This is a genomic window from Geobacillus sp. YF-1 (assembly GCF_052692335.1).
On record NZ_CP199850.1, the window covers coordinates 110,980 to 131,515 of the forward strand.

At 53.1% G+C, this 20,536-nt stretch carries 21 protein-coding genes and 1 other annotated feature; all 21 genes read left to right on the forward strand.

The genetic code is table 11. The features are described from left to right. Nucleotides 1–77: 77 nt before the first annotated feature. The 21 genes from rplA (at nt 78) to rpmC (ending at nt 20,511) form a co-directional block, all read left to right on the forward strand. Nucleotides 78–779, forward strand: a complete 702-nt coding sequence (rplA, locus tag ACTVIM_RS00590) for a 50S ribosomal protein L1 (RefSeq protein ID WP_033021026.1) — start codon at nt 78–80, stop codon at nt 777–779. 47 nt (nt 780–826) lie between these two features. Next, nucleotides 827–985 (forward strand) — a sequence feature (ribosomal protein L10 leader region). Nucleotides 986–1,036: 51 nt separating this feature from the next. Then, nucleotides 1,037–1,537 (forward strand): 50S ribosomal protein L10, encoded by a 501-nt coding sequence (gene rplJ / locus ACTVIM_RS00595; RefSeq protein ID WP_445613342.1) that lies wholly within the window; start codon nt 1,037–1,039, stop codon nt 1,535–1,537. A gap of 53 nt (nt 1,538–1,590) precedes the next feature. Continuing rightward, nucleotides 1,591–1,959, forward strand: a complete 369-nt coding sequence (gene rplL / locus ACTVIM_RS00600; protein WP_033008641.1) for a 50S ribosomal protein L7/L12 — start codon at nt 1,591–1,593, stop codon at nt 1,957–1,959. A 111-nt stretch (nt 1,960–2,070) separates the two neighbouring features. Then, the gene (locus ACTVIM_RS00605; RefSeq protein ID WP_033842686.1) at nt 2,071–2,673 is read left to right on the forward strand and encodes a class I SAM-dependent methyltransferase; all 603 of its coding nucleotides are present in this window, start codon (nt 2,071–2,073) and stop codon (nt 2,671–2,673) included. Nucleotides 2,674–3,081: 408 nt separating this feature from the next. Then, nucleotides 3,082–6,654 (forward strand): DNA-directed RNA polymerase subunit beta, encoded by a 3,573-nt coding sequence (gene rpoB / locus ACTVIM_RS00610; RefSeq protein ID WP_033021017.1) that lies wholly within the window; start codon nt 3,082–3,084, stop codon nt 6,652–6,654. Nucleotides 6,655–6,767: 113 nt separating this feature from the next. After that, a complete protein-coding gene (rpoC, locus tag ACTVIM_RS00615) occupies nt 6,768–10,367 on the forward strand; it encodes a DNA-directed RNA polymerase subunit beta' (RefSeq protein ID WP_033021013.1) in 3,600 nt (1,199 codons plus the stop codon). A 132-nt stretch (nt 10,368–10,499) separates the two neighbouring features. Continuing rightward, nucleotides 10,500–10,748, forward strand: a complete 249-nt coding sequence (locus ACTVIM_RS00620; protein ID WP_445613343.1) for a 50S ribosomal protein L7ae-like protein — start codon at nt 10,500–10,502, stop codon at nt 10,746–10,748. 91 nt (nt 10,749–10,839) lie between these two features. Continuing rightward, nucleotides 10,840–11,262, forward strand: coding sequence for a 30S ribosomal protein S12 (gene rpsL / locus ACTVIM_RS00625; protein WP_033021009.1), 423 nt, complete (start codon nt 10,840–10,842; stop codon nt 11,260–11,262). A gap of 39 nt (nt 11,263–11,301) precedes the next feature. After that, nucleotides 11,302–11,772, forward strand: a complete 471-nt coding sequence (gene rpsG / locus ACTVIM_RS00630; RefSeq protein WP_033021007.1) for a 30S ribosomal protein S7 — start codon at nt 11,302–11,304, stop codon at nt 11,770–11,772. A 171-nt stretch (nt 11,773–11,943) separates the two neighbouring features. After that, on the forward strand, nt 11,944–14,022 hold the full coding sequence (gene fusA, locus ACTVIM_RS00635; RefSeq protein ID WP_445613344.1) for an elongation factor G: 2,079 nt from the start codon (nt 11,944–11,946) through the stop codon (nt 14,020–14,022). Between the two features lie 125 nt (nt 14,023–14,147). Beyond that, on the forward strand, nt 14,148–15,335 hold the full coding sequence (gene tuf, locus ACTVIM_RS00640; protein ID WP_033021003.1) for an elongation factor Tu: 1,188 nt from the start codon (nt 14,148–14,150) through the stop codon (nt 15,333–15,335). 439 nt (nt 15,336–15,774) lie between these two features. Then, nucleotides 15,775–16,083, forward strand: a complete 309-nt coding sequence (gene rpsJ, locus ACTVIM_RS00645; protein WP_008881945.1) for a 30S ribosomal protein S10 — start codon at nt 15,775–15,777, stop codon at nt 16,081–16,083. A 20-nt stretch (nt 16,084–16,103) separates the two neighbouring features. Next, on the forward strand, nt 16,104–16,745 hold the full coding sequence (rplC, locus tag ACTVIM_RS00650; RefSeq protein ID WP_033021002.1) for a 50S ribosomal protein L3: 642 nt from the start codon (nt 16,104–16,106) through the stop codon (nt 16,743–16,745). 29 nt (nt 16,746–16,774) lie between these two features. After that, on the forward strand, nt 16,775–17,398 hold the full coding sequence (rplD, locus tag ACTVIM_RS00655; protein ID WP_033021001.1) for a 50S ribosomal protein L4: 624 nt from the start codon (nt 16,775–16,777) through the stop codon (nt 17,396–17,398). Then, nucleotides 17,398–17,685 (forward strand): 50S ribosomal protein L23, encoded by a 288-nt coding sequence (gene rplW, locus ACTVIM_RS00660; RefSeq protein WP_033020999.1) that lies wholly within the window; start codon nt 17,398–17,400, stop codon nt 17,683–17,685. The genes rplD and rplW overlap by 1 nt, the downstream gene beginning before the upstream one ends. A gap of 35 nt (nt 17,686–17,720) precedes the next feature. Then, nucleotides 17,721–18,551 (forward strand): 50S ribosomal protein L2, encoded by an 831-nt coding sequence (gene rplB / locus ACTVIM_RS00665; protein WP_033020998.1) that lies wholly within the window; start codon nt 17,721–17,723, stop codon nt 18,549–18,551. Nucleotides 18,552–18,584: 33 nt separating this feature from the next. After that, the gene (gene rpsS / locus ACTVIM_RS00670; protein WP_003247570.1) at nt 18,585–18,863 is read left to right on the forward strand and encodes a 30S ribosomal protein S19; all 279 of its coding nucleotides are present in this window, start codon (nt 18,585–18,587) and stop codon (nt 18,861–18,863) included. 18 nt (nt 18,864–18,881) lie between these two features. After that, nucleotides 18,882–19,223: a 50S ribosomal protein L22 gene (gene rplV, locus ACTVIM_RS00675; protein WP_033020996.1), complete on the forward strand. Its 342-nt coding sequence runs from the start codon at nt 18,882–18,884 to the stop codon at nt 19,221–19,223. A gap of 3 nt (nt 19,224–19,226) precedes the next feature. Further along, the gene (gene rpsC, locus ACTVIM_RS00680) at nt 19,227–19,883 is read left to right on the forward strand and encodes a 30S ribosomal protein S3 (protein ID WP_033020994.1); all 657 of its coding nucleotides are present in this window, start codon (nt 19,227–19,229) and stop codon (nt 19,881–19,883) included. A gap of 2 nt (nt 19,884–19,885) precedes the next feature. After that, complete coding sequence (rplP, locus tag ACTVIM_RS00685) at nt 19,886–20,311, forward strand: 50S ribosomal protein L16 (protein ID WP_011229627.1); 426 nt, start codon at nt 19,886–19,888, stop codon at nt 20,309–20,311. Further along, a complete protein-coding gene (rpmC, locus tag ACTVIM_RS00690) occupies nt 20,311–20,511 on the forward strand; it encodes a 50S ribosomal protein L29 (RefSeq protein WP_011229628.1) in 201 nt (66 codons plus the stop codon). The genes rplP and rpmC overlap by 1 nt, the downstream gene beginning before the upstream one ends. The last annotated feature ends 25 nt before the right edge of the window (nt 20,512–20,536 follow it).

The following is a 20,536-nucleotide window of genomic DNA, read 5'->3' on the forward strand; positions in this document are numbered from 1 at the left end:
ACTTTCTTCGCGGGGTGAAGAGCGTTTCGTGTGGGAGGTTTTTTCCGCTACAACCACAACCGAGGAGGATGTTTTATATGCCAAAAAGAGGAAAAAAATACTTGGAAGCATTGAAGCTTGTTGATCGCTTTAAAGCGTACCCGATTGCCGAAGCGATCGAGCTCGTGAAGAAAACGAACGTAGCGAAGTTTGACGCCACGGTCGAAGTCGCGTTCCGTTTGGGCGTTGACCCGAAAAAAGCGGACCAGCAAATCCGCGGCGCTGTCGTCCTGCCGCATGGCACAGGGAAAGTCGCGCGCGTGTTGGTATTCGCGAAAGGGGAAAAAGCGAAAGAAGCGGAAGCCGCTGGCGCTGACTATGTCGGCGATACCGAATATATCAACAAAATCCAGCAAGGTTGGTTTGACTTTGACGTCGTCGTTGCTACGCCGGACATGATGGGCGAAGTCGGGAAACTCGGCCGCATCTTAGGCCCGAAAGGCTTGATGCCAAACCCGAAAACCGGAACCGTCACGTTTGACGTCGCGAAAGCGGTGCAAGAAATCAAAGCCGGGAAAGTGGAGTACCGCGTTGATAAAGCAGGGAACATCCATGTTCCAATCGGCAAAGTGTCGTTTGACAACGAGAAGCTGGCTGAAAACTTCGCCGCTGTTTACGAAGCGATTTTGAAAGCGAAGCCGGCGGCGGCGAAAGGGACGTACGTGAAAAACGTCACGATTACGTCAACGATGGGCCCTGGCATCAAAGTCGATCCGTCGACGGTAGCTGTCGCGCAATAACCGTTGACTTTTGCTTGCCCATCTGCTAAAATGCCATTTGGCTGAGCAAATGAATATCATTTGTACCGTAGACAGTAGGTGCCCGTTTGCGGCTTAATTTCCTACCGAGGTATGTGGACGATAGAACAGCGCGCCGTCTGTTTTCCGTTCGGTGCGCTGAACGATACCTCCATGTCTACGCGGCATGGAGGTTTTTTGTTGAACGCCCAAGCGGTATAAGTGGTATTCTTCGATTCTTTTCACAGGAGGTGCAGAACGTGTCGAGCGCGATTGAACTGAAAAAACAGGTCGTCGCTGAAATCGCGGATAAATTCCGGGCCAGCAAGGCGACGGTCATCGTCGACTACCGCGGCTTGAACGTGGCGGAAATGACCGAGCTGCGTAAACAGCTGCGTGAGGCGGGCATTGAGTTTAAAGTGTACAAGAACACATTAACCCGCCGGGCGCTCGCGGAAGTCGGCTTGGAAGGATTGGATGAAGTGTTTACGGGTCCGAACGCCATTGCCTTCAGCAATGAAGATGTCGTGGCGCCGGCGAAAATTTTAAGCGAATTTGCTAAAACGCACGAGGCGTTGGAAATCAAGGGCGGTGTCATTGAAGGAAGCGTCGCCAGCAAAGAAGAAATCGATGCCTTGGCCAAACTCCCGTCCCGCGAAGGCTTGCTTTCGATGCTGCTTAGCGTCCTTCAAGCCCCGATCCGCAACTTGGCGCTTGCGGTTAAAGCGGTGGCTGACAAGCAAGAAGAGCAAGGCGCGTAACAGCGCGCTCGGATATGCGTAAACGATCATGATCAAAAAAGGAGGAAGTCACGATGACGAAAGAACAAATCATTGAAGCAGTGAAAAACATGACGGTATTGGAGTTAAACGAACTTGTTAAAGCGATTGAAGAAGAATTTGGCGTAACGGCTGCGGCTCCGGTTGTTGTAGCGGGCGGCGCAGCGGCTGGCGCTGAAGCGGCGGCTGAGAAAACCGAATTCGATGTCATTCTCGCTGACGCTGGTGCGCAAAAAATCAAGGTCATCAAAGTCGTTCGTGAACTTACTGGCCTTGGCTTGAAAGAAGCGAAAGACTTGGTTGACAACACGCCGAAACCGATCAAAGAAGCTGTCTCCAAAGAAGAAGCTGAAGAAATTAAAGCAAAACTCGAAGAAGTTGGCGCGAAAGTCGAAGTCAAGTAATGGCTGCGCCGCTGAAAAAAGAGGCTGGCCCGAAGCAAGGGTCGGTCTCTTTTTTGTTACACTATGGGATGAAGGCGGTGCAATCTGTCAGCAAAAAAGGAGGGAACGATCGTGAGTGAGCATTATTACTCGGTCCGTCCAGCGTCGGAGCGAAATCCGCAAACGTGGACGTACGTGCTGCGAGGACATGAATTCCGCTTCACGACGGACAGCGGAGTGTTTTCGAAACGCGACGTGGACTTTGGTACACGCTTGTTAATCGAAACGTTCGAAGAGCCTGAAGTGGCGGGGGATTGGTTGGATGTCGGCTGTGGATACGGGCCGATCGGGTTGGCCTTGGCTCGATCGTTTCCGGATCGGCGTGTTCACATGATTGACATCAACGAACGGGCGCTCGAGCTGGCGGAGACAAACAGGCGAGCGAACGCGATTGCCAATGCGGTCGTTTACCAAAGCGACCTGTTTTCTGCAGTCGGCGAACAGCGGTTTGCGGCCATTATCACCAATCCGCCGATCCGGGCCGGCAAGCGGGTCGTGTACGCAATTTTTGAACAAAGCCGCGATCATCTGCTTGATCAAGGCGAGCTATGGGTGGTCATCCAAAAAAAACAAGGCGCCCCTTCCGCTTTGCAAAAGCTGAACGAATGGTTTCCCGTTGTAGAAGTCGTCGCCAAGAAAAAAGGATATTATATCATAAAGGCGAAAAAATGTTGACACCGTTTTTTGATTGTGGTAGCATTATAAAATGCTAAATAGGCACATTTCCCGTGTAAAGGGGAGACGTATAATTTTGTGTGCAATGGAAAAAATGATAAAATCCATAAGCAATGAACCATATGGTTTTCTATTGCAATAGAAACCATTTTCTTTTTTTCCCCATTCAACGCCTGGTTTCCTCGCACCGGGAGCGTGTTGAAATCCCCTTTCCCGAAACGGTGGTGCACGCAAGCAAAGCCGTTTCCGCCCGGACGGCGGGGGCCGGCCGCAAGCATGCCTGCTTTGCCCCGGAATGACGGAGCGGGCCAACTGATAGGGATGGTTTTTTATGTCCCTTCCGATCCGTTGGCGACCACGTTCCGGTTCCGGTTTTCATAATGTCTACATTTGAGGGGTGAATCACTCTTGACAGGCCGACTGGTTCAATATGGGCGACACCGCCAACGCAGAAGCTACGCACGCATTAGCGAAGTGCTGGAATTGCCGAACTTGATTGAAATTCAAACGTCCTCTTACCAATGGTTTCTCGATGAAGGGCTGCGGGAAATGTTCAAGGAAATTTCCCCGATCGAAGATTTTTCCGGCAATCTCTCGCTTGAATTTATCGACTATAGTTTAGGAGAGCCAAAATACTCGGTGGAAGAGGCGAAAGAACGCGATGTTACATATGCGGCTCCGCTTCGCGTCAAAGTTCGCCTGATCAATAAGGAAACGGGCGAAGTGAAGGAACAAGACGTGTTTATGGGTGATTTTCCGCTCATGACGGAAACCGGGACGTTTATCATCAACGGAGCGGAACGCGTCATTGTGTCCCAGCTCGTTCGTTCACCAAGCGTGTACTACAGCGACAAAGTGGACAAAAACGGCAAGCGCGGCTACTCGGCGACGGTGATTCCGAACCGCGGCGCATGGCTTGAGTACGAAACCGATGCGAAAGACGTCGTTTACGTGCGTATCGACCGCACCCGCAAACTGCCGGTGACGGTGCTTCTTCGTGCGCTCGGGTTCAGCTCCGACCAAGAAATCATCGATCTGCTTGGCGACAATGAATACTTGCGCAATACGCTCGAAAAAGATAATACCGACAGCACAGAAAAGGCGTTGATCGAAATTTATGAGCGCCTCCGTCCAGGCGAGCCGCCGACGCTTGAGAACGCGAAAAATTTGCTGGCGTCGCGCTTTTTTGACCCGAAACGCTACGACTTGGCCAGCGTGGGGCGCTATAAAATCAACAAAAAGCTTCATATTAAAAACCGGCTGTTCAATCAGCGGCTCGCTGAGACGATCGCCGACCCGGAAACCGGGGAGGTCATTGCGGAAGCGGGAGCGATGATCGACCGCCGAACGCTGAACCGTCTTCTTCCTTATTTGGAAAAAGGTATCGGTTTGCGAACGTACCGACCGATTGAAGGGGTGGCGGACGGCGACATTTCCGTGCAGACGGTCAAAATTTACGCCCCGAATGATTTAGATGGCGACAAAGTGATCAATGTCATCGGCAACGGCTTTATTGCTGAGGATGTGAAACATATTACGCCAGCGGACATCATTGCGTCGATCAGCTATTTCTTCAACTTGCTCCACGGCGTCGGCGATACGGATGACATCGACCATTTAGGCAACCGCCGCCTCCGTTCGGTCGGCGAACTGCTGCAAAACCAATTCCGCATCGGCCTATCGCGCATGGAGCGCGTTGTGCGCGAACGCATGTCGATCCAAGATACAAATACGATTACACCACAGCAGTTGATCAACATTCGGCCAGTCATTGCGTCGATCAAAGAGTTTTTCGGCAGCTCGCAGCTGTCGCAGTTCATGGATCAAACGAACCCGTTGGCCGAACTGACGCATAAGCGCCGCCTGTCCGCGCTTGGCCCTGGCGGATTGACGCGCGAGCGCGCCGGGTTTGAGGTGCGCGATGTTCACTATTCGCACTACGGGCGGATGTGTCCGATCGAGACGCCGGAAGGTCCGAACATCGGCCTCATCAACTCGTTGTCGACCTACGCGAAAGTGAACAAGTTCGGCTTTATTGAGACGCCGTACCGGCGCGTTGACCCGGAAACAGGGAGAGTAACCGACCATATTGATTATTTGACGGCCGACGAGGAAGATAACTATGTCGTGGCGCAGGCGAACGTGCCGCTTGCCGAAGACGGAACGTTTCTTGAAGAAAACGTCATCGCCCGTTTCCGCGGCGAAAACATCGTTGTCAAGCGCGACCGCGTCGACTACATGGACGTTTCGCCCAAACAAGTCGTCTCGGCCGCGACCGCTTGCATTCCGTTTTTGGAAAACGACGACTCGAACCGCGCCTTGATGGGAGCCAACATGCAGCGACAAGCGGTGCCGCTGCTCGAGCCGGAAGCGCCGATCGTCGGCACGGGCATGGAGTACGTCTCGGCGAAAGACTCCGGCGCGGCGGTCATTTGCAAACACCGCGGCATTGTCGAACGCGTGGAGGCGAAGGAAATTTGGGTGCGCCGGCTCATTGAAGTCGACGGCAAAGAAGTCAAGGGTGATTTAGATAAATATCGGCTGCTGAAATTTGTGCGCTCAAACCAAGGCACGTGCTACAATCAACGGCCAATTGTGAAAAAAGGCGACATTGTCGAGAAAGGCGAGATTTTGGCGGACGGTCCGTCGATGGATAAAGGCGAACTCGCTCTTGGCCGCAACGTGCTCGTCGCCTTCATGACATGGGATGGTTACAACTATGAGGATGCCATCATTATGAGCGAGCGGCTCGTCAAAGAAGATGTGTACACGTCAATTCATATCGAAGAATACGAAGCCGAATCGCGCGACACGAAGCTCGGCCCGGAAGAAATTACGCGCGACATCCCGAACGTCGGTGAAGACGCGCTGAGAAACTTGGATGAACGCGGCATCGTCCGCATCGGTGCAGAAGTGAAGGACGGCGACTTGCTCGTTGGCAAAGTGACGCCAAAAGGGATGACCGAACTGACGGCTGAAGAACGGCTGCTGCACGCGATCTTCGGGGAAAAAGCGCGCGAGGTGCGCGATACGTCATTGCGTGTGCCGCACGGCGGCGGCGGCATCGTCCTCGATGTCAAAGTGTTCAACCGCGAAGACGGCGACGAGCTTCCGCCAGGCGTCAACCAATTGGTGCGCGTTTACATTGTGCAAAAGCGAAAAATTTCCGAAGGTGACAAAATGGCTGGTCGTCACGGGAACAAAGGGGTCATTTCCCGTATTCTTCCGGAAGAAGATATGCCGTTCTTGCCGGATGGCACTCCGGTTGATATCATGCTAAACCCGCTCGGCGTTCCGTCGCGGATGAACATTGGGCAAGTGTTTGAGCTGCACCTTGGCATGGCGGCGAAAAAGCTCGGCTTGCATATCGCCTCTCCGGTCTTTGACGGCGCAACGGAAGAGGATGTATGGAACATTCTCGAAGAGGCCGGCATGGCCCGCGACGCGAAAACCGTGCTGTATGACGGCCGCACCGGTGAGCCGTTTGACAACCGCGTGTCAGTCGGGATTATGTACATGATCAAACTCGCCCACATGGTGGACGACAAGCTTCACGCTCGCTCGACGGGCCCGTATTCGCTCGTCACGCAACAGCCGCTTGGCGGCAAGGCGCAGTTTGGCGGCCAGCGCTTTGGCGAAATGGAAGTATGGGCGCTTGAGGCGTACGGAGCTGCCTATACGCTGCAAGAAATCCTAACTGTCAAGTCCGATGACGTCGTCGGCCGCGTCAAAACGTACGAGGCGATCGTCAAAGGGGAGAATATCCCTGAGCCGGGGGTGCCGGAGTCGTTTAAAGTGTTGATTAAGGAATTGCAAAGCTTGGGCATGGATGTCACGGTTTTGACGAGCGACGAGCAAGAGATCAACATGGAACACTTTGATGACGATGACGACCATGTTCCGGACGCCATTATGGCTGACGTCAAGCCGGTTGAAGCGGAAGAAGCTGACGAAGAAAAAGATGTCGTGACGAAAGAGTGAAGCGGTCATGACGGTTAGGCGGGGGGATTCCCCCGCCGCCGGCCGTTCGAGCGGATGGACGGCAAACAAGCCATGGAGCAAAACCGACGGATCAAATAAGGGAGGTATACCCCTTGCTGGATGTCAATAAATTTGAGTACATGAAAATCGGGCTCGCTTCCCCAGAAAAAATTCGTTCTTGGTCGTACGGCGAAGTGAAAAAGCCGGAGACGATCAACTACCGGACGCTGAAGCCGGAAAAGGACGGCCTGTTTTGCGAGCGCATTTTCGGCCCGACGAAAGACTGGGAGTGCCACTGCGGCAAATATAAGCGCGTTCGCTACAAAGGCGTCGTCTGCGACCGTTGCGGTGTCGAAGTGACGCGTTCGAAAGTTCGCCGCGAACGGATGGGCCATATTGAGCTCGCCGCCCCGGTGTCGCACATTTGGTATTTCAAAGGGATCCCAAGCCGAATGGGGCTCGTCCTTGACATGTCGCCGCGGGCGCTTGAGGAAGTCATTTATTTTGCTTCCTACGTCGTCACCGACCCGGGCGATACACCGCTTGAGAAAAAACAGCTGCTGTCGGAAAAAGAGTACCGCGCCTATCGCGAAAAATACGGCCAATCATTCCAAGCGTCGATGGGGGCGGAGGCGATCAAAAAACTGCTCCAGGACATTGATTTAGATAAAGAAGTCAACGCGCTGAAAGAAGAGTTGAAAACGGCGCAAGGTCAGCGGCGCACCCGCATCATTAAGCGCCTAGAGGTACTTGAGGCGTTCCGCAGCTCAGGAAACGATCCAGCATGGATGGTGCTTGATGTGCTGCCGGTCATTCCGCCGGAATTGCGCCCGATGGTGCAGCTTGACGGCGGTCGGTTTGCGACGTCGGACTTAAACGATTTGTACCGCCGCGTCATCAACCGCAACAATCGGCTGAAACGGCTTCTCGACCTCGGCGCGCCGAACATTATCGTCCAAAACGAGAAACGGATGTTGCAAGAGGCCGTTGATGCGTTGATCGACAACGGCCGCCGCGGCCGTCCGGTGACGGGTCCCGGGAACCGTCCGTTAAAGTCGCTCTCTCATATGCTGAAAGGGAAGCAAGGCCGCTTCCGGCAAAACTTGCTCGGCAAGCGGGTCGACTATTCCGGCCGTTCCGTCATTGTCGTCGGCCCGAACTTGAAAATGTATCAATGCGGCTTGCCGAAAGAAATGGCGCTTGAGCTGTTTAAGCCGTTTGTTATGAAGGAGCTTGTCGAGCGGGGCTTGGCGCACAACATTAAAAGCGCGAAACGGAAAATCGAGCGCGTCCATCCGGAAGTATGGGATGTGCTCGAAGATGTCATTAAAGAACATCCGGTGCTGTTAAACCGCGCCCCGACGCTGCACCGTCTCGGCATTCAGGCGTTCGAGCCGACGCTTGTCGAAGGGCGGGCGATCCGTCTTCATCCGCTCGTTTGTACGGCGTACAACGCCGACTTCGACGGCGACCAAATGGCCGTGCACGTGCCGTTGTCGGCTGAGGCGCAAGCCGAAGCGCGCTTGTTGATGTTGGCGGCGCAAAACATTTTGAACCCGAAAGACGGCAAACCGGTCGTTACCCCATCGCAAGACATGGTTTTAGGAAACTACTACTTGACGATGGAGCGCGAAGGGGCCATCGGCGAAGGCATGGTGTTCAAAGACACGGACGAGGCGTTGCTTGCTTATCATAACGGTTACGTCCATCTCCATTCGCGCATCGCCATTCATGCCGGCTCGCTGAACAACGAAACGTTTACTGAGGAACAAAACAGCAAGCTGCTCCTGACGACCGTCGGCAAGCTCATTTTCAATGAAATTTTGCCGAAGTCGTTCCCGTACATCAACGAGCCGACAACGGAAAACATTGAAGGGCGGACGCCGGATAAGTACTTCCTTGACAAAGGGGTCAACGTGCGCGAAGAGATTCGCAAACGCGAGCCTGTCCCGCCGTTTAAGAAAAAAGTGCTCGGGCAAATTATCGCTGAAGTGTTCAAGCGTTTCAAAATTACTGAAACATCGAAAATGCTTGACCGGATGAAAGACCTCGGCTTCCAATATTCGACGAAGGCGGGCATCACGATCGGTGTCGCTGACATCGTCGTTTTGCCGGAAAAACAAGAAATTTTGGATGAAGCGCAAACGAAAGTCGATACGGTTTTGAAGCAGTTCCGCCGCGGATTGATTACCGACGAAGAGCGGTATGAGCGCGTCATTTCCATCTGGAGCGCGGCGAAAGACAAAATTCAAGACCGGCTGATGAAATCGCTCGACAAGCGCAACCCGATTTTTATGATGAGCGATTCCGGCGCTCGCGGGAACGCCTCGAACTTTACGCAGCTTGCGGGGATGCGCGGCTTGATGGCCAACCCGGCCGGCCGGATCATCGAGCTGCCGATCAAGTCGTCGTTCCGCGAAGGTTTGACGGTCTTGGAATACTTTATCTCCACACACGGCGCGCGGAAAGGGTTGGCGGATACGGCGCTCAAAACAGCCGACTCGGGTTACCTCACGCGCCGCCTCGTCGACGTGGCGCAAGACGTCATCGTCCGCGAGGAAGATTGCGGCACCGACCGCGGCATTTTGGCGCGAGCGCTGACCGACGGCACAGAAGTGGTGGTCAAGCTCGAGGAACGGCTTGTCGGCCGCTATGCGCATAAAACGGTGCGCCATCCGGAAACGGGAGAGGTGATCGTTCGCAAAGACGAGATGATCACCGAAGATATCGCCAATGAGATCGTGAAAGCCGGCATAACGGAAGTGTGGATTCGCTCCGTCTTCGCCTGCAACACGCGCCATGGCGTCTGCAAAAAATGTTATGGCCGCAACATGGCGACCGGCATGGACGTCGAAGTTGGCGAAGCGGTCGGCATCATCGCCGCTCAGTCGATCGGCGAGCCGGGCACGCAGCTGACGATGCGGACGTTCCATACAGGCGGCGTCGCCGGCGATGATATCACCCAAGGGTTGCCGCGGGTGCAAGAGCTGTTTGAAGCGCGCAATCCGAAAGGGCAAGCCGTGATTTCGGAAATCGACGGCACGGTTATTTCGATTAACGAAACGCGCGACAACCAATATGAAATCGTCGTCCAAAGCGAGGTGGAAACGCGCACGTACGTAGCGCCGTACAACGCGCGGCTGAAAGTCCAAGAAGGGCAGGGTGTCGAACGCGGCCAAGAGCTGACGGAAGGCTCGGTTGACCCGAAACAGCTGCTGCGCGTGCGCGACATCACGTCCGTCCAAGAATACTTGCTCCGCGAAGTACAAAAAGTTTACCGGATGCAAGGGGTGGAAATCAGCGATAAGCACATTGAGGTCATGGTGCGGCAAATGCTGCGCAAAGTGCGCGTCATTGATGCCGGAGACACCGACGTGCTGCCGGGCACGCTGTTGGACGTTCATCAATTTACGGACGTCAATGCCCAAGCTCTGCGCGAAGGAAAACGCCCGGCCACGGCTCGTCAAGTGCTGCTTGGCATTACCAAAGCCTCGCTGGAGACCGATTCGTTCTTGTCGGCTGCTTCGTTCCAAGAAACAACGCGCGTCTTGACGGATGCAGCCATCAAAGGAAAACGCGATGAGCTCCTTGGCTTGAAGGAAAACGTCATTATCGGAAAATTGGTCCCGGCCGGAACCGGCATGGCCCGCTATCGCAACGTAAAACCGGCCATCAAGAAAGAAACGGCCGGCGACCCGGTTTCGTCCAAATAATGTGAACGGCGCCGCCCGCTAAGGTTATCCTTAGCGGCGGCACCGACTGCAAAATGCTGTTGACAATCGCCAAAGAAAATGGTAGTCTAATAAAGGTGTTCCAACAACCTGGTACTTTGGAGGATATGTTACATGTCTTATGAAAAAGTATTACAGGCTGGGAAAATTGTGATTGGAACCAAACAAACGATAAGGGCTTTAAAGGAAGGGAAAGCGGTAGAAGTGATCGTGGCGACGGATGCCGACTCGCCGATCATCGAGCAAGTGGCGACGGCCGCCAATGAGGCGAATGTGCCGGTCACGAAAGTCGATTCGATGAAAAAGCTCGGCAAAGCTTGCAAAATCCAGGTCGGCGCGGCCGCGGTGGCGATTCTTCGCTAAGCGCTTTTCTTTTGCCTTTAAACCTTTGTTTGCATAAAGGATGAACCGCCTGGATATGTGGGCTTAAAACATGCGAAAGGAGGAGCTTTTCATGCCTACAATCAACCAATTGGTCCGCAAAGGACGCGAGAAAAAAGTATTTAAGTCAAAATCCCCTGCGTTGAACAAAGGGTACAACAGCTTCAAAAAAGAACAAACGAACGTGTCGTCTCCGCAAAAGCGCGGCGTATGCACGCGTGTCGGCACAATGACGCCGAAAAAACCGAACTCGGCGCTTCGGAAGTACGCCCGTGTCCGCCTGACGAACGGCATTGAAGTAACGGCCTATATTCCGGGGATTGGCCACAACTTGCAAGAACATAGCGTTGTGTTGATCCGCGGCGGACGTGTCAAAGACTTGCCAGGGGTGCGCTACCATATCATCCGCGGCGCGCTCGATACCGCTGGCGTAGCGAACCGGATGCAAGGTCGTTCGAAGTACGGCGCGAAAAAACCAAAAGCAGCGAAAAAATAATGAAATGAAGAGAATGTTTTCCTGAAGGGAGGAAACACTATGCCACGTAGAGGCCCTGTTGCTAAGCGTGACGTATTGCCGGATCCGATTTACAATTCCAAACTGGTTACCCGTCTGATCAATAAAATTATGGTTGACGGCAAAAAATCGAAAGCACAAAAAATTCTTTATACATCGTTTGATATGATCCGTGAACGCACGGGTAAAGATCCGATGGAAGTGTTTGAGCAAGCGTTGAAAAACGTGATGCCGGTGTTGGAAGTGCGCGCTCGCCGCGTCGGTGGGGCGAACTACCAAGTTCCGGTCGAAGTCCGTCCGGACCGCCGCATTTCCCTCGGTCTGCGTTGGCTCGTGCAATACGCCCGCCTTCGCAATGAAAAAACGATGGAAGAGCGCTTGGCAAACGAAATTATGGACGCTGCCAACAACACGGGCGCAGCGGTGAAAAAACGCGAAGACACGCACAAAATGGCCGAAGCGAACAAAGCTTTCGCCCACTACCGCTGGTAAGGACCGCCGCTTAACTTAAAAGGAATAGGTGAGAAGGCACGATCGCTGCCTGTTCACCTATCTTCCTATATATTGGAGCTTTTTTCAGCAAGGCTGTTCCGCTTTGTGAAAGAAAAGAGGGCGGCGCCATCTGTTTATACTTTATATTGAAGGAAGGAGAAAATAACCGCTATGGCACGAGAGTTCTCCTTAGAAAACACTCGCAACATCGGGATCATGGCGCACATTGACGCCGGGAAAACGACGACAACCGAGCGGATCTTGTTCTACACCGGCCGCGTTCATAAAATCGGGGAAGTGCACGAAGGCGCAGCCACGATGGACTGGATGGAGCAAGAACAAGAACGCGGGATTACGATTACGTCGGCGGCGACAACGGCGCAATGGAAAGGCCATCGCATCAACATCATTGACACGCCGGGGCACGTCGACTTTACGGTTGAGGTTGAGCGGTCGTTGCGCGTGTTGGACGGCGCGATTACCGTATTGGACGCGCAATCCGGCGTAGAGCCGCAAACGGAAACCGTTTGGCGTCAAGCAACGACTTACGGTGTTCCGCGGATTGTGTTTGTCAACAAAATGGACAAAATCGGCGCCGATTTCTTGTATGCGGTAAAAACGCTTCATGACCGCCTGCAAGCAAACGCGCATCCAGTGCAGCTGCCGATCGGCGCTGAGGACCAGTTTTCTGGCATCATCGACCTTGTCGAAATGTGCGCGTATCATTATCACGATGAGCTCGGTAAAAACATCGAGCGCATCGAAATTCCGGAAGACTACCGCGATATGGCGGAAGAATATCGCGCCAAGCTCATTGAAGCAGTGGCTGAGCTTGACGAAGAGCTGATGATGAAATATTTAGAAGGGGAAGAAATCACGAAAGAAGAGTTGAAAGCGGCGATCCGCAAAGCGACGATCAGCGTGGAATTCTTCCCGGTCTTCTGCGGCTCGGCCTTCAAAAACAAAGGCGTTCAGCTGCTGCTTGACGGAGTTGTCGACTACTTGCCGTCTCCGATCGACATTCCGGCGATTCGCGGTATCGTTCCGGATACGGAAGAAGAAGTGACTCGCGAAGCGCGTGACGACGCTCCATTTGCGGCGCTCGCGTTCAAAATCATGACCGACCCGTATGTTGGAAAATTGACGTTCTTCCGCGTCTATTCCGGCACGCTTGATTCCGGCTCGTACGTCATGAACTCGACGAAACGCAAACGCGAACGGATCGGCCGTCTCTTGCAAATGCACGCGAACCACCGGCAAGAAATTTCGAAAGTGTATGCCGGCGATATTGCGGCCGCAGTTGGTTTAAAAGACACGACGACCGGCGATACTCTATGTGATGAGAAAAATCTCGTCATCCTTGAATCGATGCAGTTCCCAGAGCCGGTCATTTCGGTGGCGATCGAACCAAAATCGAAAGCCGACCAAGACAAAATGAGCCAAGCGTTGCAAAAATTGCAAGAAGAAGACCCGACATTCCGCGCTCACACCGATCCGGAAACGGGACAAACGATCATCTCGGGAATGGGCGAGCTGCATCTTGACATCATCGTCGACCGGATGCGCCGTGAATTCAAAGTCGAAGCGAACGTCGGCGCGCCGCAAGTCGCTTACCGTGAAACGTTCCGCAAATCGGCGCAAGTCGAAGGGAAGTTTATCCGTCAGTCCGGTGGCCGCGGTCAATACGGTCACGTTTGGATTGAATTTTCGCCAAACGAGCGCGGCAAAGGCTTCGAATTCGAGAACGCCATCGTTGGTGGGGTCGTTCCGAAAGAATACGTGCCGGCCGTTCAAGCGGGTCTGGAAGAAGCGATGCAAAACGGCGTCTTAGCCGGCTATCCGGTTGTCGACATTAAAGCGAAACTGTTCGACGGATCGTACCACGATGTCGACTCGAGCGAAATGGCGTTCAAAATCGCCGCTTCCATGGCGCTGAAAAACGCCGCTGCGAAGTGTGATCCGGTTCTGTTGGAGCCGATCGCGAAAGTGGAAGTGGTCATTCCTGAAGAGTACCTTGGTGACATCATGGGTGACATCACGTCCCGGCGCGGCCGTGTTGAGGGAATGGAAGCGCGCGGCAACGCTCAAGTCGTTCGCGCGATGGTGCCGCTGGCCGAAATGTTCGGTTATGCGACATCGCTCCGTTCGAACACGCAAGGGCGCGGAACATTCTCGATGGTGTTTGATCATTACGAAGAAGTTCCGAAAAACATCGCCGATGAAATTATCAAAAAAAATAAAGGCGAATAATTGATTTCTTCTGCTAGTTTCGCTATAAATACTTATGTAAGTAAGACTTGGGAACATTTTGTTCCCAAGCATCCTATACTTAACAACCATATCCATTATATTTTCATTTTTAAGGAGGATCTCTCATGGCTAAAGCGAAATTCGAACGCACGAAACCGCACGTCAACATCGGCACGATTGGCCACGTTGACCATGGGAAAACGACGTTGACAGCTGCCATCACGACGGTTTTGGCAAAACAAGGAAAGGCGGAAGCGAGAGCATACGACCAAATCGACGCGGCTCCGGAAGAGCGTGAGCGCGGAATCACGATCTCGACGGCGCACGTTGAGTATGAAACGGACAATCGCCACTATGCGCACGTTGACTGCCCAGGGCACGCGGACTACGTCAAAAACATGATCACGGGCGCAGCGCAAATGGACGGTGCAATCCTTGTTGTATCGGCAGCGGACGGTCCGATGCCGCAAACGCGCGAGCACATTCTTCTCTCTCGCCAAGTTGGCGTTCCGTACATCGTTGTGTTCTTGAACAAATGCGACATGGTGGACGACGAAGAATTGCTTGAGCTCGTTGAAATGGAAGTTCGCGATCTGCTCTCTGAATACGACTTCCCGGGCGATGAAGTGCCGGTCATCAAAGGTTCGGCATTAAAAGCGCTCGAAGGCGACCCGCAATGGGAAGAAAAAATTCTTGAACTGATGAACGCGGTTGACGAGTACATCCCGACGCCGCAACGTGAAGTAGACAAACCGTTCATGATGCCGATCGAGGACGTCTTCTCGATTACGGGCCGCGGTACGGTTGCGACGGGCCGTGTTGAGCGCGGTACGTTGAAAGTCGGCGATCCGGTTGAAATCATCGGTCTTTCCGATGAACCGAAATCGACGACGGTTACGGGCGTAGAAATGTTCCGCAAGCTTCTCGACCAAGCGGAAGCCGGCGACAACATCGGTGCGCTTCTCCGCGGTGTATCGCGCGATGAAGTTGAGCGCGGTCAAGTGTTGGCGAAACCGGGCTCGATCACGCCGCATACGAAGTTTAAAGCGCAAGTTTACGTTTTGACGAAAGAAGAAGGCGGACGCCATACGCCGTTCTTCTCGAACTACCGTCCGCAATTCTACTTCCGTACGACGGACGTAACGGGCATCATCACGCTTCCGGAAGGCGTTGAGATGGTTATGCCTGGCGACAACGTCGAAATGACGGTTGAACTGATCGCTCCGATCGCGATCGAAGAAGGAACGAAATTCTCGATCCGTGAAGGCGGCCGCACGGTTGGCGCTGGTTCGGTATCGCAAATCATTGAATAATTGAAGCGAAAAGAGGGTGTCCGGAAACGATCGGGACACCCTCTTTCGTTTTCTATCAGGTTGTGCGATCTTGAACGGCGGCGTCTTTTCGGTCAGCCTTTTTCTTTTGCCTGTTTGGCCAAAAGAGCGACGCCCCCAACGTTGGTTCACCCCTTTTCCTCGAGCGAGCGCGGTGCTTGCATGTGCTCCCCTTCCATCTTTCCTTTTCCCGAGGCGATGTTGAAAACGGCCCGGTGCCTCGGTATAATGAAGAAGTGTGGGAAAAGCGAAGAAATGGCTTGCAATCTCCCTTACATACCAGTATAATATCAAATGTTGGTCTTTGACTGCGATGAAGCGGAAGGTTGCTGACACACCCGGCCGCTTTGCCACGGCGGGGTGCAGGAAATTTCCGTGGAGAAGTCTATTTTCAAAATAGGCGAAGAAGGAGGGAAACCAAATGGCAAAAGAAAAAATTCGCATTCGTTTAAAAGCTTACGATCATCGAATTTTGGATCAGTCAGCGGAGAAAATTGTGGAAACCGCAAAACGTTCTGGGGCAAAAGTGTCGGGTCCGATTCCGCTGCCGACAGAAAGAACGGTGTATACGATCCTGCGCGCCGTTCACAAATACAAAGACTCCCGTGAACAATTCGAGATGCGGACACATAAGCGCTTGATTGACATCATCAATCCGACTCCGCAAACGGTGGATTCGTTAATGCGATTGGATTTGCCGTCCGGTGTGGACATTGAAATTAAACTTTAATGGATTAGGAGGTGTGACCAATGACGAAAGGAATCTTAGGAAGAAAAATCGGTATGACGCAAGTATTTGCGGAAAACGGCGATTTGATTCCGGTAACTGTCATCGAAGCGACGCCGAACGTCGTTTTGCAAAAGAAAACGATCGAAAACGACGGTTACGAAGCGATTCAATTAGGTTTTGAAGACATTCGCGAAAAGCGCGCCAACAAACCGCAAATCGGCCATGCTGCCAAAGCAAACACGGCACCTAAGCGCTTCATTCGCGAAATCCGCGGCGCCAACGTGGATGAATACGAAGTTGGTCAAGAAGTGAAAGTGGACATTTTCAGCGAAGGCGACATCGTTGACGTCACAGGCACTTCGAAAGGGAAAGGGTTCCAAGGGGCCATCAAGCGCCACGGCCAATCTCGCGGACCAATGGCTCACGGTTCTCGCTACCATCGTCGCCCTGGTTCGATGGGGGCCATCGCGCCGAACCGCGTATTCAAAACGAAAAACTTGCCGGGCCGCATGGGTGGCGAGCGTGTGACGATCCAAAACTTGAAAATCGTCAAAGTCGATCCGGAACGCAACTTGCTGCTCATTAAAGGCAATGTGCCAGGACCGAGAAAAGGCTTAGTGATTGTCAAAAGCGCTGTGAAAGCGGCGAAGAAGGCGAAATAACATCCGGCCAAGAAAGGAGGAACTACGTAATGCCAAAAGTAGCATTGTACAACCAAAACGGACAGACAGTCGGCGAAATTGAACTGAACGACGCCGTTTTTGGGATTGAGCCAAATAAACATGTGTTGTTTGAAGCAGTCATCATGCAACGCGCTTCGATGCGCCAAGGAACGCACAAAACGAAAAACCGCGCTGAAGTGAGCGGCGGCGGCCGCAAACCGTGGCGTCAAAAAGGGACAGGACGCGCCCGCCAAGGTTCGATTCGCGCTCCGCAATGGCGCGGCGGCGGCACGGTCTTCGGTCCGGTACCGCGCAGCTACAGCTACAAACTGCCGAAAAAAGTTCGCCGTTTGGCGATCAAATCGGCTTTGTCTTCGAAAGTGCTCGAAAACGACATCGTTGTCTTGGACCAATTGTCGTTGGAAGCGCCGAAAACGAAAGAAATGGTAAAAATTTTGAATAACCTCTCGGTTGACCGGAAAGCGCTCATTGTCACCGACGAATTGAACGAAACCGTGTATTTGTCGGCGCGCAACATCCCGGGCGTCAAAGTGGTGGCGGCCAGCGGCATCAATGTGCTTGATGTGCTGAACCACGACAAGCTCGTCATTACGAAGGCGGCCGTGGAGAAGGTAGAGGAGGTGCTTGCATAATGAAAGACCCTCGCGACATTATTAAGCGCCCCATCATCACGGAAAACACAATGGACTTGATCGGGCAAAAAAAATATACGTTTGAAGTCGACGTCAAAGCGAACAAAACGGAAGTAAAAGACGCCGTTGAGAAAATTTTTGGCGTCAAAGTCGAAAAAGTCAACATCATGAACTATAAAGGGAAATTTAAACGCGTCGGCCGTTACAGCGGCTATACGAACCGCCGCCGCAAAGCGATCGTGACGCTGACGCCGGACAGCAAAGAGATCGAACTGTTCGAAGTGTAACGAACTCATATTTGTGACGAAGGAGGGACATTCCGATGGCGATTAAAAAATATAAACCGACATCGAACGGCCGTCGCGGCATGACGGTGCTGGACTTCTCGGAAATTACGACAGATCAGCCGGAAAAATCGCTGCTCGCTCCGTTAAAGAAAAAAGCGGGCCGCAACAACCAAGGGAAAATCACGGTTCGCCATCAAGGTGGTGGCCATAAACGCCAATACCGGATCATCGACTTTAAACGCGACAAAGACGGAATTCCGGGACGCGTTGCTACGATCGAATACGATCCGAACCGTTCCGCCAATATCGCGCTCATCAACTATGCTGATGGCGAGAAGCGCTACATTATCGCGCCGAAAAACTTAAAAGTGGGCATGGAAATCATGTCCGGCCCGGACGCAGACATTAAAGTGGGCAATGCGCTGCCGCTTGAGAACATCCCGGTCGGTACGCTCGTCCACAACATCGAGCTGAAACCAGGCCGCGGCGGGCAATTGGTGCGCGCAGCCGGCACATCAGCCCAAGTGCTTGGGAAAGAAGGAAAATATGTCATCGTTCGTCTTGCTTCCGGCGAAGTGCGCCTGATTTTGGGCAAATGCCGCGCTACGGTCGGCGAAGTCGGCAACGAGCAGCATGAGCTTGTCAACATCGGGAAAGCGGGACGCGCTCGCTGGCTTGGCATTCGTCCGACAGTCCGCGGTTCGGTCATGAACCCGGTTGACCATCCGCACGGCGGTGGTGAGGGCAAAGCGCCAATCGGACGCAAATCGCCGATGACGCCGTGGGGCAAACCGACGCTTGGCTACAAAACGCGCAAAAAGAAAAACAAATCGGATAAATTCATCATCCGTCGCCGCAAGAAGTAATGAACGAGCGCAATTCAGAAGGGAGGTTCACTTATGGGTCGCAGCTTGAAAAAAGGTCCGTTTTGCGATGAACATTTGATGAAAAAGATTGAAAAATTGAATGAAACAGGGCAAAAACAAGTGATCAAAACATGGTCTCGCCGTTCGACGATCTTCCCGCAATTTGTCGGGCATACGATCGCAGTGTACGATGGCCGTAAACACGTTCCCGTTTACATCACGGAAGACATGGTCGGGCACAAGCTCGGGGAATTCGCGCCGACGCGCACGTTCCGCGGCCATGCCGGCGATGACAAGAAAACGAAACGGTAATGAGAGGAGGTTCTAGATATGCAAGCTAAAGCAGTTGCGAGAACCGTTCGCATCGCTCCTCGCAAAGCGCGCTTAGTCATTGACTTGATTCGCGGCAAAGAAGTCGGCGAAGCGTTCGCGATTTTGCGCCATACGCCAAAAGCGGCTTCTCCGATCATCGAAAAAGTATTGAAATCAGCGGTCGCCAACGCTGAGCACAACTATGACATGGACGTTACCAACTTGGTGGTTTCTCAAGCCTATGTCGATGAAGGCCCGACGCTGAAACGTTTCCGTCCGCGCGCGATGGGACGGGCAAGCGCCATCAACAAACGCACAAGCCATATTACGATCGTCGTTTCAGAAAAGAAGGAGGGATAATCCGTGGGTCAAAAGGTTCATCCGATCGGTCTGCGCATCGGCATCATTCGTGACTGGGAATCAAGATGGTATGCGGAAAAAGACTACGCCGATCTGTTGCACGAAGACTTGAAAATCCGTGAATATCTCAACAAACGCCTGCAAGATGCGGCCGTTTCCCGCGTGGAGATCGAACGGGCAGCCAACCGCGTCAACGTCACGATCCATACGGCAAAACCGGGCATGGTGATTGGGAAAGGCGGCTCTGAAGTCGAAGCGCTCCGCAAAGCGCTCGCGCAGCTGACGGGCAAGCGGGTTCATATCAACATCGTTGAAATTAAAAAGCCGGATTTGGACGCGAAACTTGTCGCTGAAAATATCGCTCGCCAATTGGAAAACCGCGTTTCGTTCCGCCGGGCGCAAAAACAAGCGATTCAACGGGCGATGCGCGCTGGGGCGAAAGGGATCAAAACGATGGTATCCGGCCGTTTAGGCGGTGCCGATATTGCTCGTTCGGAACATTACAGCGAAGGGACGGTTCCACTCCATACGTTGCGCGCTGACATTGACTATGCGACGGCAGAAGCCGACACGACGTACGGAAAAATCGGCGTCAAAGTATGGATTTATCGTGGGGAAGTCCTTCCGACTAAGAAAAAAGCCGAGGAAGGAGGAAAATAATCATGTTGATGCCAAAACGCGTCAAATATCGCCGCGAACACCGCGGACGGATGAAAGGCCGCGCGAAAGGCGGTACGGAAGTTCATTTCGGTGAATTTGGCTTGCAAGCATTGGAATCGGCTTGGATTACGAACCGGCAAATCGAAGCGGCTCGCCGGGCGATGACTCGTTACATGAGACGGGGCGGGAAAGTATGGATCCGCATTTTCCCATCCAAACCGTATACCGCCAAGCCGCTTGAAGTGCGGATGGGTTCCGGTAAAGGGGCGCCGGAAGGATGGGTTGCCGTTGTGAAACCGGGCAAAGTGATGTTTGAAGTGGGCGGTGTTTCTGAAGAAGTGGCACGTGAAGCATTGCGTCTCGCTTCTCACAAACTTCCGATCAAATGCAAATTTGTAAAACGTGAAGAAACTGGTGGTGAAGCGTAATGAAAGCGAAAGAAATCCGTGAGTTGACCACTGCCGAAATCGAACAAAAAATTAAAGCGTTGAAGGAAGAACTGTTCAACCTTCGCTTCCAGCTGGCGACCGGCCAATTGGAAAACACGGCGCGCATCCGTCAAGTGCGCAAAGACATCGCCCGCATGAAAACGATCATTCGCGAACGTGAGCTCGCTGCCAATAAATAATGTTGTTTGAGAGGAGGTTTGCGAA